This window comes from Xanthobacter sp. DMC12 (genome assembly GCF_056314105.1).
The window spans coordinates 270,468-285,142 of the sequence record NZ_JBQUYZ010000003.1 but is presented as its reverse complement, the minus strand read 5'-3'; the positions used below and the strand labels follow the sequence as shown (position 1 = coordinate 285,142).

Below are 14,675 nucleotides of genomic sequence, written 5' to 3'. Positions count from 1 at the left end.
GTCTGGCGCCCACCGCCGCGATATGCCCGGCATCCGTTGCGGCGACTTGAAACCGCCGTGGCCGCCCGACGGCGGAGTCTGGTAACACGCGACCTCCTATCCCGCGCGCATCCCGCCGTCAGCTATGTGCTCCACCGGAAGGCGGTGCAGGGCGGCGCCCTACCCGCGGAATCGCTTCGCCAGCGCCTCGGCGTTGCGGGCGAGGAGGCCGGTGTCGGAGCCCACCGCGGTGAACACGCAGCCGGCGGCGATGTAGCGGCGGGCCAGCGCCTCGGCGCCCGTGAGGATGCCTGCGCGGTTGCCGGCCTTGACGATGCGACCGATCAGACCCTCGATGAGCGTGACGATCTGCTCGTTGTTCTGGTCGCCGAGATAGCCGATGGCAGCCGAGAGATCGCCGGGGCCGATAAACACCCCGTCCACGCCGGGCACGGCGCAGATGGCTTCCAGATTGTCCATGCCGAGCCGGGATTCGATCTGCACCAGAACGCAGATCTCCTCATGGGCGCGCTGGTGATAGTCGGCGATCCGGCCGAAGCGCGAGGCGCGGGAGGCGCTCGCGAAGCCGCGGATGCCGGCGGGCGGATAGCGCGTCGCCGCCACCGCGTCGGCGGCCTGTTCCGGCGTGTCCACCATGGGCAGCAGCAGGGTCTGCACCCCCGCGTCCAGCAGTCGCTTGATGGCGACGGGATCGTTCACCGGCGGGCGCACGATGGGCATCACGGAGGGGTGCTCCATGCAGGCCTGGAGCTGGCTGAGCACCATCGGCACCTCGTTGGCCGAATGCTCGGTGTCCAGCAGCAGCCAGTCGAAGCCGGCGCCGGCGAGGATCTCCACCGACACATGGCTGGCGAGGCTGCTCCACAGGCCGATCTGCTGCTGGCCGGCATAGATGGCGTGCTTGAAGGCGTTGCGAGGCAGGTCCAAGGGGCTGTTCCTTGTTCAGTAGATGGCCGGTTCGCCGGGGGCGGCGCCGAAGGAGGTTTCCAGGAAGTCGAAGTCGCAGCCGAGATGCGCCTGGCTGATGTGCTTGGAATACATCCAGCCATAGCCGCGCTCATAGCGCGGCACGGGCGCGGGCAAGGTGGCGCGGCGGCGCTCCAGCTCCTCGGCCGGCACCTCCATGTCGATGCGCCGGTTGGGCACATCGACGGTGACGAGATCGCCGGTCCGCAGCAGGGCCAGCGGCCCGCCCACATGGCTCTCCGGCGAGACGTGGAGGATGCAGGCGCCATAGCTGGTGCCGCTCATGCGCGCGTCCGAGATGCGGAGCATGTCGCGCACGCCCGCCTTCACCAGCGCCTTGGGGATGGGCAGCATGCCCCATTCGGGCATGCCGGGACCGCCGAGCGGGCCGGCATTGCGCAGCACCAGCACATGGTCGGGCGTCACGTCGAGGTTCTCGTCGTCGGTGGCGGCCTTGAGGCTGGGATAATCGTCGAACACCAGCGCCGGGCCGGTATGGACGCGCAGATGGGGGGCGCAGGCGCTGGGCTTGATGACGCAGCCCTCGGGCGCGAGGTTGCCGCGCAGCACCGCGAGCGCGCCCTCGTCATAGATGGCCTTGTCGAGCGGGCGGATCACGTCGTCATTGTGCACCTTCGCCCCCGCAATGGCCTCGCCCACAGTGCGGCCGGAGACGGTGAGGGCATCAAGGTGGAGGAAGTCCGCAAGGCGCCCCATCAGCGCCGGCAGGCCGCCGGCGAAGTAGAAGTCCTCCATCAGATAGGCATCGCCGCTCGGCCGCACGTTGGCGAGCACCGGCACCCGGCGGCTGGCGGCGTCGAAATCATCGAGGGTGATGTCGGCGCCGGCGCGGCGGGCCTGGGCGATGAGATGGATGATGGCGTTGGTGGAGCAGCCCATGGCCATGGCGACGATGATGGCGTTCTCGAACGCCGCGCGGGTCTGGATGCGGGCCGGCGTCAGGTCTTCCCACACCATGTCGACGATGCGCCGACCCGAGGCCGCGCACATGCGCATGTGACCGGCATCCGCCGCCGGCACGGAGGAGGCGCCGGTCAGCGTCATGCCCAGCGCCTCGGCGATGGCGGTCATCGTGCTGGCCGTGCCCATGGTCATGCAATGGCCGTAGGAGCGGGCGATGCCGCCCTCGATCTCGTTCCATTCCGCCTCGCCGATGTTGCCGGCGCGCCGCTCGTCCCAGAACTTCCAGGCGTCCGAGCCGGAGCCCAGCGTCTTGCCGTTCCAATTGCCCCGCAGCATGGGGCCGGCGGGAACATAGATGGCCGGCACGCCGGCGCTGGTGGCTCCCATCAGGAGGGCCGGGGTGCTCTTGTCGCAGCCGCCCATCAGCACCGCGCCGTCCACGGGATGGGCGCGGATCACCTCCTCCACCTCCATGGCCAGCATGTTGCGGTAGAGCATGGACGAGGGCTTGAGGAAGGTCTCGGACACCGAATGCACCGGCACTTCCAGTGGAAAGCCGCCGGCCTGAAGGACGCCGCGCTTGATGTCCTCCACCCGGTCCCGGAAATGGGCGTGGCAGGAGTTGAAATCCGACCAGGTGTTGAGGATGGCGATCACCGGCCGGCCGGCCCAGTCCTCCGGGGCATAGCCCATCTGCCGCAGGCGGGAGCGGTGGCCGAAGCTGCGCAGGTCGTCGGCGGCGAACCAGCGCGCGCTGCGCAGAAGGTCCGGTGTCTTCAGGCGTGTCATTTCTCAAGAACCCGTGTCTCAGGGACCGTCGGGCACCGGGCGAGACCGCCCGGCGCGAAGGTGAAGCGGGGGATTACTGGACCACGATGTTGCCGGCCTTCACCACCTCGCGCCAGCGCTGCTCCTCGGCAGCCTGGAAGGCAGCGAACTCGGCCGGGGTGTTGGCCACCACCTCGAAGCCCAGGTCATTGAATTTCGCCTTCACGCCGGGGTCGGCGAGGGCGGCCTTGAAGGCGTCCACCACCTTGGCCTTCACCTCCGGCGACAGGCCCTTGGGCGCGGCCGCGGCCTGCCAGGAATAGACATCGATACCGTCCACGCCGCCTTCCTTGAGGGTCGGGATGTCCGGGAACTGCGGGCTGCGCGCCGCGGCGGTGACGCCGAGTGCCTTCAGCTTGCCGGCCTTGATCTGGTTCGCCACCGCGCCGAGGTTCTGGAACGAGACGTCCGCATGGCCGGCGATGAGGTCGCTGATGGCCGGCCCGCCGCCCTTGTAGGGCACATGGATGCCGGAGGTGCCCGTCTTCTGCCAAAACAGCGCGGCGGTGAGATGGTCCGAGGAGCCGACGCCGGAGGAGGCGAAGGTCACCTTGTCCGGGTTCTTCTTCAGATAGTCCACCAGCTCCTTCACCGAGTTCGCCGGGAAATTGGGGTTGGCCACCAGCACGTTGGGCGTGCGCACGGCCACCGTGATGAGGTCGAAATCGGACTTGGGCGAATAGCTCAGCGCCGGATAGAGCGCCGGATTGATGGCGAAGACGCCGATGGAGCCCACCAGCAGGGTGTAGCCGTCCGCCGGCGCGGTCTTCACATGGGTCGCGCCGGTACCGCCGTTGGCGCCGGGGCGGTTGTCGATGACCACCGGCTGGCCGAGCGCGTCGCTCACCTTCTGCGAGGTGAGGCGCGCCGTGCTGTCGGAAGCGCCGCCGGGCGGGAAGGGCACCACCACGGTGACGGGCCGCTGCGGATAGGTCTCCGCCGCCGCGCCGGCGAGGGGGAGGGCGGTAGCGGCGAGCACGGCGAGAAGTGCGCCGCTGACGAAGGAGCGGGACGGGCGTTGCAGGCGGGTCATGGGTCCTCCCGGGGCCGTTGGGCAGCGCGGTTGCGGTGCGCGGGCTTCACGGGCGCTATCCGCCACCCGGCAGGGGGCAGGCGGATGCGCCGGCGGCGGTCGTTTCCTCGGCGGCCCCTGCCTGAGGCGGGGCCTTGCTCTTTTATGGCTCCACTAAAACTCTAATGCATCAGTGGCGTCAAGCGCGCGATTTGCTATCCTTCCGCCATGGATAGGATGAGTTGGGACACGACGACCTTGGACATGACGCGCAGCGCGCGGCCCTCCCGCGATCCCTCCCGCCATGCGGCGCCGCAGGTGTTCGATTATCTGCGCGAGCGGATCATCACGCTGGAGATGCCGCCGGGCACGCTGATCTCCCGCGCTGAATTGCAGGACCTGTTCGGCTTCTCCTCCACGCCGGTGCGCGACGCGCTGCTGAAGCTCCAGGAGGAGCAGCTGGTGGAAATCTTTCCCCAGCACGCCACCGTGGTGAGCCCCATCGATCTCGAGCTGGCCCGGCAGGCGCATTTCCTGCGCCGCTCCATCGAGCTGGAGGCTGTGCGCACGGTGGCGCTGGGCGAGGACCATGCGGCGATCGCCGCGCGGCTCGATGGAGTGATTGCCCTCCAGGACGAGCGGCTCGCGCGCGGCGACCTTCCCGGCTTCGATGCCGGCGACCGCGACTTCCACCGCGTTTTGTTCGACGCCACCGGCATCCACAGCCTGTGGCTGATGGTGCGCCGCTATTCCGGCCATATCGACCGCATCCGCCGCCTGCATCTGCCCATGCCGGGCAAGGCGGAGCGGGTGCTGCGCGAGCACCGGGCAGTGGCCGCCGCTGTGCGGGCCGGCGACGCCGCCGGGGCGCAGGAGGCGCTGCGCACGCATCTGTCCAACTCGCTCGCCTATGCGCCGGATCTCGTTGCGCTCTGGCCGGCCTACTTCCGCAGCTGAACGCGGCGCGTCGTCACTGTTAACCGCACCAGCCCGCCAGCCGGCACTTCGCGAGTAAGCTGGTGCGCACTGCGCCGGCCAGCTTCTTCGCATCCGCATTGGCGATAAAGTGCCCGGCGAATGCGACGGCATGGTCGGGCCGACCCTCGACCTCGGCTCCACATTCGACGGCGCGCGCGTCTACTGAATGAGCTACCCCAGATAACTCTCGATCACCGCGCGATCCCGGCGCAGCTCCGCGGCAGGGCCACTGAGGGCGATGCGCCCGCGTTGCAGGACGTAGGCTTCATCCGCCGTGTCGAGCGCCAACAAGGCGAGTTGCTCGACCAGAAGCACCGAGAGGCCATCGTTGGCGAGGCCGCGCAGCGCTCTCAGGATGGTTGTCACCACCTGGGGCGCGAGCCCCAGTGAGGGCTCGTCCAGCAGCAGCACCTTCGGCCGCATCATCAGCGCCCGGCTCACCGCGAGCATCTGCTGCTCGCCGCCGGAGAGGTTGCCGCCGAGGATGTGCTGGCGTTCCTTCAGCACCGGGAAGCGGGCGAACTCCCGCTCCAGTCCCTCGGCGATGGTGCCGGCGTCGAGGCCGGCGCGGTCGGCACCGATCACGAGGTTATCCCGCACCGTCAGGCCCGGAATGACCTGCCGGCCCTGCGGCACATGCACCAGCCCGGCGCGCGCCAGAAGGTGGGGCTTGATGCCGGCGGTCGGTCGGCCCTCGAAACGGATGGTCCCCGAGCGCGGGCTGACGATGTTGGAGAGGGTGCGCAGCAGCGTGGTCTTGCCGGCGCCGTTGGCGCCGATCACCGTGACCAGGCGGCCCGGTGCGAGGCGCAGCGACACGTCGTGCAGGATGCCCACCGGCCCGATGGCGACATCGATGTGATCGACCTCGATCATGCCACATCCTCCACGGCGCCGAGATAGGCGCGGATCACCTTCGGGTCCTTCTGCACCTCCGCCGGCGTGCCGCAGGCGATGCGGTTGCCGAAATCGAGCACCGTCACGCGGTCGGCGAGACCCATCACGAACTCCATATTGTGCTCGACCAGAAGCACGCTGATTCCGGCATCCCGCAGCTTTGCCACGATGCGCGCCACCTCCCGCGCCTCCTGCGGGTTCACGCCGGCCACCGGCTCGTCCAGCAGCAGGATGGCGGGCTTCTGGGCGATGGCGCGGGCCAGCTCGACCAGCTTGCGGTGGCCGTAGGACAGATCGCTGGGCTTCATGTCGGCGAGGTGACCGATGCCGAGAAAGCCGAGGATGGAGGCAGCCTCCGCGCGCTCGCGCGCCTCATGGCCGGAGCCGAGGAGAAAGGACAGCATGTCCGCGAACAGCCCTTGGCGCCGCCGCATCCCCAGCATCACGTTTTCCAGCACGCTCACGCTTTGGATGAGCTGGAGGTTCTGGAACGTCCGCACAAGTCCGAGCCGGGCGCGCCGATGGGCGGGAAGCTCGGTTACATCGACGCCGCCGATCCGGATGCGGCCGGAGGTTGGCGCGTAAAGCCCGGCCACCACATTGATGAAGGTGGACTTGCCCGCGCCGTTCGGGCCGATCAGCGCATGGATGGTTCCGGGCTCGACCGAGACGGTCGCATCGCGCAATGCCACCACGCCGGCATAGCTCTTGGTGACGCTTTCCACATCGAGCCGTCCGCCGGTGCCGCTGCGCCCGCTGATGGCGGGGTGGAAGGCAGGAACGGCTTCGGGCGCGGGACCGGCCTTCGAGCGGGGACGGCCGAAGAGGCCGATGGCGCCCTCGGGGAAGACGAGGAGCACCACAAGCAGGATGCCGCCATAGAGCATCAGCCCGATGTCATGCACGGCGGCGATCGCTTCCGCGATGCCGATCAGGATCGCGGTTCCCAGGAGCGGCCCGGCCGAGCGGCCGAGCCCGCCGATGACGGTGGCGATGAGCAGGGAGATGGTGAGGCGGATGTTGAACGCGTCGGAGGAGACAAAACCGCTCTGGTGGGCGAACAGAACGCCGGCCAGGCCCGCGAGCGCGGCGCTCGCGGCGAACACGCCGATGCGCCAGAGCGGCACGTTGAGCCCCACGGTCGCCGCGAAGGATTCGCTCTCCTTCACCGCGTTGAGGTGGCGGCCGATGGAAGAGCCAAACACATAGTCGCTGGCGATCTGCACCAGCAGGAGGATCCCGGCGGCCACCCAGAAGAAATAGGTCGGCCCCATGCGGAAGTTGCCGAAGTCGATCTGCGGCACGCCCATGAGGCCCATGGTGCCGCCGGTGACGCTCACCCAGCGCTGGGCCACGATCTCCACGATGAAGCCGAAGGCGAGCGTCGCCATGGCGAGGTAGAGCCCGCGTGTGCGAAGCGCCACTGCGCCCACCAACAGGCCGGCGAGCAGACAGGCAGCGAGCGCCACACCCATGGAGAGGGTAAGCGGCCATCCGTAGGTGGTCGCGAGAATGGCGGAGACGTAGGCGCCCACGGCGTAGAAACCGCCATGGCCCAGTGACATCTGTCCGGACAGGCCGAGCAGGATGTTCAGACCGATCACCGCGATAGCGGTGTAGGCGAAGGTCTGGCCCACATGGACGAAGAAGGGATTGGGCGCGACGAGCGGAAAGATTGCGATGACGGCGGCGGCGAGGCCATAGGCGGCGAGGCGTGGGATGCGGGGCATGATCGAGCCTCCTCAGCGCACGTCGGCACGTCGCTCGCCGAACAGCCCGGACGGGCGGAAGGCGAGGAGGGCCATGACGAAGAGCAGCGGGTAGAGATCGCCGAAGGCGCTGTCCCAATAGTTGGAGAAGGCCTCGGCGACACCGAACAGGAGCCCGCCCAGCAGGATGCCCACGGGATTGGTGAAGCCGCCGACCGCCGCCACCGCGAGCGCCTTGATCGTGAAGATCAGCCCCATGTGCGGATGCACCGACACCAGTGGCCCGACGAGCACGCCGGAGATGCCGGCCATGAGCGCGGCAAGCACGAATACCAGCACCACGACGCCACGCACATCGATGCCGAACAGGGAGGCCGCCTCCGGATTGAAGGCGACGGCATAGACCGCCTTGCCCCAGCGCGAGCCGAACAGGAACCAGTAGAAGGCGCCGACGACGACGAAGGCGGTGATGATGATGGCCGCTTCCTCGAAGAAGATGCCGACGCCAAGGATGTTGATGACGTTGTCCCGGGTCTTGGAAAACAGGGGCGGCGCATATTGCGCGGACTTGCCGAAGCCGAGCTCGACGATGTTTTGCAGGATGAGCGCCGCGCCGGCGGTGGTGAGCACCCAGGAATAGGCTCCGGCGCGATCGCCCAGCCGATCCAGGGGGCGGATGGCAAAGCGCTCCAGGAGATAGCCGAGCACGCCCATGATGAGGAGGACGCCCAGCACGGCGAGTGGGGCGGGCACCCCGGCGGTCAGCATGCCGATGGAGGCGAAGGCGCCCACCATCAGGAAATCACCCTGGCCGAAGTTCAGCCGGTGTGTCGCGAGATGGGTGATGAACAGGCCCTTGGCGGTGAGCGTGTAGATCGCGCCCATGGCGATGCCGCTCACGAGCAGCTGGAAGAAATTGAGCAGCGTCATGACGCCCCTCCCGCTCGGGGCGGATCGGACGGACGCACTGCGGATGGTCTCGTGGACATGCGTTCTCCCGGAAGTCTTTTCGGGCCGGTCTGGCGCCGGCCTCGTTGCCCGAACTCAGCGACCGGTGTCGTCCGGCGCAAACTGGGTGATGCCTGCGGTGCCGCCGCACACGCGCATCCGCGCGCCGAGCGGCGGCGCATCGGCGTCGTCGAGCGGCACATGCGCGAGCCGCCCTGTCAGGCGCACGCCGCAGTCGAGGTCCACCACGGCCACGGCATAAGGCCCGTCCGCCTGGAAGCGGGTGGGCGGGCGACGCACCAGCGTCCAGGAGACGAGCGCGCCGTCACCCTCCACCGTGACCGGCTCCATGTCCGGGCTGTGGCACATGGGACAGAGTTCGCGCGGGCCGGCATCGAGCCGCCCGCACGCGGCGCAGCGCAGGATCGCGACGGGGAGAGAAGCGGAAGACATGGGACGGGCGTGATCCTGATGGCGGCGGGCAAGCGGGCTCGACGGTGGGCTCAGCGGCCCTGGAAATCGGCTTCGCGCTTCTCGCGGAAGGCGGTGGTGCCCTCCACGATGTCCTGGCTCTGGCCGAGATCGAAGAAGGAGCGGGATTCCAGCCGCAGCGCCTCTCCCATGGGCATGCCGACGGCGCGGCGCATCACCTCCTTGGCGAAGCGGTGCGACAGCGGCGAGCGCTTCGCCAGCATCTGGGCATAGTCGAGGGTGAAGGCCACCAGCTCTTCCGCGGGCACAATGCGGTTGACGAGGCCAATGCGGAAGGCGTGCTCGGCATTCACCCGTTCGCCGGAGAGGATGATCTCCATGGCATGGCCGAGGCCCACGATCTGCGGCAGCCGGATCAGCCCGCCGTCGCACGCATGGAAGCCCCATTTGGCGTCCTGCAGGGCAAATTCCGCGTTGGGCGCGCAGAACCTGAGGTCGCAGGCGAGGGCCAGCTCGAACCCGCCGGAGATGGCGAAGCCGTTCACCGCAGCGAGGATCGGCTTGTCGATCTCCACCGAACGGGTGATGCCGCCGAAGCCGGGGCCATTGGTGTAGCGGGTGCGGAATTCCGGCGCGGGAGTGCGGGCGAAGTTGACCGTGTAGGTCTTCAGGTCGGCACCCGCGCAGAAGGCCTTGTCGCCCGCGCCGGTGACCACCGCCACATGGGCGCCGTCGTCCCGGTCGAAATCGCGGAACACCTCCACGAGTTCGTCATTGGCGGCAAAGTCCAGGGAGTTCATCACCGCCGGCCGGTCGATGGTGATGAGCCAGACCTTGCCGTGGCGGTCGCAGCGAATGTCGCCCATGGGAGTTTCCATTTCTGTTGCGAAAGCGGCGCGCGATCAGGCGTCGGTGGCGCGCAGGATATTGACGGTGCAGGCGACGCCCGTGCCGCCGAGATTGTGGGTGAGGGCCACCTTGGCGCCCTTCACCTGGTTTGTGTGCGCGCCGCGCAGCTGCAGCACGCTCTCATAGATCTGGCCGAGACCGGTGGCGCCGACCGGATGCCCCTTCGCGAGCAGGCCGCCGCTGGCATTGATCGGCCTGTCACCGTCCACGGCGGTGCGGCCTTCGGCGGCGTAGCCCGCTCCGGCGCCGCGCGGCATCAGGCCAAGGTCTTCCGCATCGATGATCTCGGCGATGGAGAAGCAGTCGTGCAGTTCCACGCAGCTCACCTCGTCGGCGGTGATGCCGGCCTGGGCGTAGGCGCCCTGCGCGGCCGCCACGGTCGCCTCGAAGGTGCACAGGTCCGGATGACCGGCGATGCGCGCGCTGCCGCGTGCCTGCGCCGAGGCCAGCACCTGGACCGGCTGCGGGACCACGTCTCGCAGCCGGTCACCGGAGACGAGGAGCACGGCGGCCGCCCCGTCGCTCGCCGGGCAGCAGTCGTAGAGGCGGAGCGGATCGCAGATCAACCGGGAGCTGCCGATCTCCTCGACGGAAAGGTCCGCCCCCATCTGGGCGAGGGGGTTCTTCAGGCCGTTGCCCTTGTTCTTGCGCACCACGGCGGAGATGTCGTCCCGCGTCGCCCCGTAGCGCTGCTCGTAGAGGCGCCAGGCGAGGCCGAAGAGGCCGGGGAAGGTGAGGCCGCTCACCCCATCGCTGCGGAAATCCATGGCGCAATTGAGCGCCGAGGTGACGGCCGCCGTGTCGGCATGGGTCATCTTCTCCGCACCCACGGCGAGGGCCATGTCGCACATGCCGGTCGCCACCGCGAGATAGGCATGGCGGAAGGCGATGCCGCCGGAGGCGCAGGCGCCCTCCACCTTGGTGCAGGGGATTTGCGGCAGGCCGAGGCCGTCCGCGACAAGTCCCGCCAGCACTTCCTGACCGAGAAGGGGGCCGGCGACGAAGTTGCCGAGATAGAGCGCACCAACCTCGCTTCGGTCGAGCCCGGATTCGCGGATCGCCGCATCGGCGGCGCGGATGGCGAGGGCCTCGATGGAAATGTCCGGATGGCGACCGAAGGCGGAGGAGCCGATGCCGGCGACGAAGACGGGCCTCATGAGGCGGCTCCCTGCTGCTGCGTCCGCACAGCCGCGTCGTCTTCCGCCAGCCGGCGGCGCAGCTCGGTCTTGAGGATCTTGCCGTAATTGTTCTTGGGGAGCGCCGCCTCGAAGCGGTAGCGCTTTGGACGCTTGAAGCGGGCTATGTTGTCCAGGCAGAGCTGGTCGAGCGCCGCCACATCGACTTCCGCGCCCGGCCGCACGGCGACGAACGCCACCACCTCCTCACCCCAGTCGGCATGCGGCGCGCCGATGACGGACACCTCCAGCACGCCTTCATGCCGCAGCAGTACTTCCTCCACCTCGCGCGGATAAATGTTGCTGCCGCCGGAGATGATGAGATCCTTGGAGCGGTCGCGCAGCGTGAGATATCCGCGCGCGTCGAGGCTGCCGACATCGCCTGTGTAGAGCCAGCCGTCGCGCAGGGCGGCGGCAGTGCCAGCGGGGTTGTTCCAATAGCCTTCCATCACGCAGTCGCTGCGGGTGATGACCTCGCCCACTTCGCCGAACGGCAGGTCGCGCCCGTCCTCGTCGACCACGCGCACCTCCTGCCCGGAGCGGGGAAAGCCGCACGAGCCCAGCACCGCGTCATCGGCCGGCGTGCCGTCCGCGTTCACGTGCAGCGCCTTCGGCAGGGCGGTGATGGTCATGGGGGATTCACCCTGGCCGAAGATCTGGCACAGCTTCGGCCCGATGACCCGCAGCGCATGCTTCAGGTCGGCGACGTACATGGGCGCGCCGCCATAGTAGATAGTCTTGAGGTTGGCGAGGTCCGCCGTCAGCGTTGCGGGATGATTGACCATGCGAGTGAGCATTGTGGGCGCTGCGAAGATCGAGACCTTCCGGTAGCGCGCAACGGCCTCCAGCACCGCCTCCACATCAAAGCCGGGCAGCACCACCTGATGCCCGCCCTTCAGCAGGAAGGGCAGGGCATAGAGTCCGGCGCCGTGGGACACCGGCGCGCATGCGATATGGGTGTCGTCGGTGTCGACCGCATCGACATCCGCATAATAGGCCAGTGACATGGCCAGGAGATTGCGATGGCTGAGCATCGCGCCCTTCGGCTTCCCGGTGGTGCCGGAGGTGTAGAACAGCCACGCCTGCTCCTCCGGCGCGGCGTCCGCGGAGGCGATGGGTTCAGCCGCGACAAGGCGGGCATAGGCCTCGGTGCCGGTTGAGATGACAGCGCGCAAGTGAACAGGGATGTCGGTCTCCGCCGTAAGCGACGAGTACAGGCCGGACGTAGTGACCAGCGCTTCGGCGCCCGCATCGGCGGCGATGCCGATCACCTCGCGCGGATGCAGCTTGGCATTCACCGGGACGGCACATAGGCCGGCGATCCAGCAGCCGAGGAGGCATTCGAAGAAGGCGCCTGTGTTCTCCATGAACAGCACGACACGCGCACCGCGCGCGAGCCCCATCGCCCGAAAGCCGCCAGCGATGCGGGCCGAACGTTCGGCGAAGGCCGCGTAGGTGAGCGTGCCGGCGGCATCGGTGATCGCGGGATTGTCCGGCAGCCGTCGCGCAGTCTGCAGGATGAGCGTGGCGATGCTCATCGGCCCTCCCTACCATTTAGTAGTTAATTTTACTCATGAGTCAGACTAGCTGTTTTGTGAGTTTTGTGCAAGCATGCAAGGCAGTATTAGTTCGAAGGTCGTCGGCGGTTCGGGTGCTTGTTCCGGAAAGTCGGTCCTTCGGAGCGCCGAAAGCAGGAACAGTCGGTTCATGAGTGAATCTCCCACCACGACGACTCGCGCCCCCGCGCCGGGGCGCGCGGCTTTCGATCGAGACGAGCAGCGCCGTCGCAAGCGCGAGGCGGTGCTTCGGGTGGCGGCGTCCGCCTTCAATCGCCGCGGCTTCGCCAAGACGTCCATGGACGACGTGGCCTCGGTTCTCGGCGTGTCGAAGCCGACGCTCTACCAGTATTTCAAGAGCAAGCAGGAATTGCTCTACGCCTGTCACCAGGTGGCCATGGACAACGGTGAGGCGGGTCTTGCGCTCGCCGCCGCCCATGACGGGACCGGCCTGGAAAAGCTCATCATCTACCTGCGCCGGTACATGGAGGGCATCTTCGGCGACCTCGGCAATTGCCCGGTGCTCACCGACGTGGATTCGCTGGCACCTGAAGATCGCGAAAACGTGGTTGCCCGCCGCAAGCGCATCAGCGCCGCCACCAAGGAGCTGATCGCCCTCGGCGTCGCCGATGGGTCCATCGGCCCGTGCGATCCGAAGCTCGCCAGCCTGTTCGCCCTCGGCGTGGTGAACTGGATTCCCGCTTGGTACCGGGATTCCGGCCCCAACACGCCGGAGCAGATCATGGAGAGCTTCGCTTCCCTGCTGATCTCGGGGCTCGCCGCTCCGGCCGCTCCGTCGAGCCGGCGTTCAAAAGCAAAACCGAAGCCCTGATCGGCCTCCCGCCCCGCAGCCGGGATGATCCGACGGCGGAGCGGCATCGGGCTGGGTCTCGTCTATTTGGGCGCGGGCACCACGGTGTCGCCCTTCCAGATGCCGAGGAAGATGTCGCCCTGGCCGAGGCATTCGTGATCGTTCGGCCCGAACGGCTTCGCCGGCGTGGCCGAGATCGCCTGGACGCCGTCGATGGTCTCGATGGCATCACGCAACTTCGCAGGGTCCGACTTGCCGACCTTGTCCACGGCGGCGAACATGATCTGCCCGGCGTCGTATCCGAGCGCGGCGACCACCGGCCAGCGATAGTCCTTGCCGTACTTCTCGGTCATGCGCTTGTTGAAGGCCTGCGCCTTGGGATCGGAGAGATCGAGCGCCTGGCCCATGGCCGTGCCCTGAATGGCCTCGACGCCGACGATGTCCTTCACCTTCAGCGAGGAGAGGCCCCAGTTTCCGGCGAAGGTCGGCTTGTAGTCGAGCCGCGGCAGCGGACGGTATGGCAGCTCGAACGACTCGTGGAAGTGCAGGATGAGATCGACGCCGGCATCGCGCATTTTGATCATCTGCGGAGTCAGGTCGTTGACACCCGGTGCCGCGGCCTCGACGGCGGCGAGCTCCACCCCGCGCGCCTTGAGGCCGGCCGTGGCCTCCTGCGCGGCGAAATTGCCGTAGCCGGTGGTGGAATGCAGAAGGCCGATCTTCTTGTAGTTCTTCACCGCCCAGTCGAGGATCGCGTCGATCTGGTACTTCTCGATCATCGAGCAGCGGAAGATGAAGCTCGGCTTCTGGTCGATGAATTTCGTGGTGATGTCCGTGGCTGCGGACGGGCCGGCAATGAGCGGCACGCCGGCGCGCTGGAGCACTGGGGCGAACGCCATGACGTTGCCGCTGGAGACCGTGCCGATGACGCCGGCGACGCCGTCGTTCTGGATCAGGCGCTGTACTACGGACACGGCGCGCTGGGGATTGGCCTCGTCGTCGTAGACGACCAGCTCGATGGGTGTCTTCCCGCCCTTGGTCTTGTAATCCTCAAGCGCGAGCTTGATGCCCTGCAGATAGCTCTCGCCGAAATCAACGATGGCGGGCGGTCCGCTGAGCCCCTCCACGACGCCGATCTTCACCGGCGTTTGGGCCAGGGCCGCGCCACTTGGGCCGAGCAGCAGCGCGAGCACTGTGGCGGCGCCTCGAAGCAGGACGCCTCTTGCCGATTCCGTCCGAACCATACCCATTCCTCCCCATACGCACTCATCGGTTTTGCAGTCCAAGGTGGCGACAAAACTCGTGAGTAAGTTTTATATCTTCTTAGTAGGGCTACCGGATCACGCCATTCTCCGCAAGGGGGAAGTGCTTCCGAACGCAAACCGGCCACATCGCGGCCCGAGCGGCCGCGTCCCTGGGCGTCGATAGCCGTCTGTTGGCGTCACTCAGATGTGTTGGCTTGATGGTGAGCACCGGCGGGTGCGGATCCTCAGGCGCTTGGCGCGTTGCTCCGCGCCATAGAAAGCTTCG

Annotated in this window: 13 protein-coding genes; 2 read left to right on the top strand and 11 right to left on the bottom strand. The window is 67.8% G+C overall.

The features are described 5' to 3' along the window. Positions 1-159: 159 nt before the first annotated feature. From ACT535_RS14455 to ACT535_RS14445, 3 genes are all read right to left on the bottom strand, one after another. The gene (locus ACT535_RS14455) at positions 160-927 is read right to left on the bottom strand and encodes an HpcH/HpaI aldolase family protein (protein ID WP_476364926.1); all 768 of its coding nucleotides are present in this window, start codon (positions 925-927) and stop codon (positions 160-162) included. 15 nt (positions 928-942) lie between these two features. After that, complete coding sequence (gene araD / locus ACT535_RS14450) at positions 943-2,679, bottom strand: L-arabinonate dehydratase (protein WP_476364925.1); 1,737 nt, start codon at positions 2,677-2,679, stop codon at positions 943-945. A 73-nt stretch (positions 2,680-2,752) separates the two neighbouring features. Continuing rightward, complete coding sequence (locus ACT535_RS14445) at positions 2,753-3,751, bottom strand: Bug family tripartite tricarboxylate transporter substrate binding protein (RefSeq protein WP_476364924.1); 999 nt, start codon at positions 3,749-3,751, stop codon at positions 2,753-2,755. A 243-nt stretch (positions 3,752-3,994) separates the two neighbouring features. On the opposite strand from ACT535_RS14445, the gene ACT535_RS14440 reads away from it, so the two are divergent. Next, on the top strand, positions 3,995-4,687 hold the full coding sequence (locus tag ACT535_RS14440; RefSeq protein WP_476364923.1) for a GntR family transcriptional regulator: 693 nt from the start codon (positions 3,995-3,997) through the stop codon (positions 4,685-4,687). Positions 4,688-4,879: 192 nt separating this feature from the next. Here the strand turns inward: ACT535_RS14440 and ACT535_RS14435 are convergent, their stop codons facing one another. The 7 genes from ACT535_RS14435 to ACT535_RS14405 form a co-directional block, all read right to left on the bottom strand. After that, complete coding sequence (locus ACT535_RS14435; RefSeq protein WP_476364922.1) at positions 4,880-5,584, bottom strand: ABC transporter ATP-binding protein; 705 nt, start codon at positions 5,582-5,584, stop codon at positions 4,880-4,882. After that, a complete protein-coding gene (locus ACT535_RS14430; protein ID WP_476364921.1) occupies positions 5,581-7,335 on the bottom strand; it encodes a branched-chain amino acid ABC transporter ATP-binding protein/permease in 1,755 nt (584 codons plus the stop codon). Before ACT535_RS14430 ends, ACT535_RS14435 begins: the two co-directional genes overlap by 4 nt. A 12-nt stretch (positions 7,336-7,347) precedes the next feature. After that, positions 7,348-8,244 (bottom strand): branched-chain amino acid ABC transporter permease, encoded by an 897-nt coding sequence (locus tag ACT535_RS14425; RefSeq protein WP_476364920.1) that lies wholly within the window; start codon positions 8,242-8,244, stop codon positions 7,348-7,350. 114 nt (positions 8,245-8,358) lie between these two features. Next, positions 8,359-8,715, bottom strand: coding sequence for a Zn-ribbon domain-containing OB-fold protein (locus ACT535_RS14420; RefSeq protein WP_476364919.1), 357 nt, complete (start codon positions 8,713-8,715; stop codon positions 8,359-8,361). Between the two features lie 50 nt (positions 8,716-8,765). After that, the gene (locus ACT535_RS14415) at positions 8,766-9,560 is read right to left on the bottom strand and encodes an enoyl-CoA hydratase/isomerase family protein (protein WP_476364918.1); all 795 of its coding nucleotides are present in this window, start codon (positions 9,558-9,560) and stop codon (positions 8,766-8,768) included. A 36-nt stretch (positions 9,561-9,596) separates the two neighbouring features. Next, positions 9,597-10,760, bottom strand: coding sequence for a thiolase C-terminal domain-containing protein (locus tag ACT535_RS14410; protein ID WP_476364917.1), 1,164 nt, complete (start codon positions 10,758-10,760; stop codon positions 9,597-9,599). Beyond that, positions 10,757-12,316, bottom strand: a complete 1,560-nt coding sequence (locus ACT535_RS14405; RefSeq protein ID WP_476364916.1) for an AMP-binding protein — start codon at positions 12,314-12,316, stop codon at positions 10,757-10,759. Before ACT535_RS14405 ends, ACT535_RS14410 begins: the two co-directional genes overlap by 4 nt. A 169-nt stretch (positions 12,317-12,485) precedes the next feature. Here ACT535_RS14405 and ACT535_RS14400 point away from each other — a divergent pair, with 169 nt between their 5' ends. Further along, positions 12,486-13,166 (top strand): TetR/AcrR family transcriptional regulator, encoded by a 681-nt coding sequence (locus ACT535_RS14400; protein WP_476364915.1) that lies wholly within the window; start codon positions 12,486-12,488, stop codon positions 13,164-13,166. 62 nt (positions 13,167-13,228) lie between these two features. Here ACT535_RS14400 and ACT535_RS14395 read toward each other — a convergent pair whose 3' ends face one another. Beyond that, positions 13,229-14,389, bottom strand: a complete 1,161-nt coding sequence (locus tag ACT535_RS14395) for an ABC transporter substrate-binding protein (protein ID WP_476364914.1) — start codon at positions 14,387-14,389, stop codon at positions 13,229-13,231. Between the last annotated feature and the right edge of the window lie 286 nt (positions 14,390-14,675).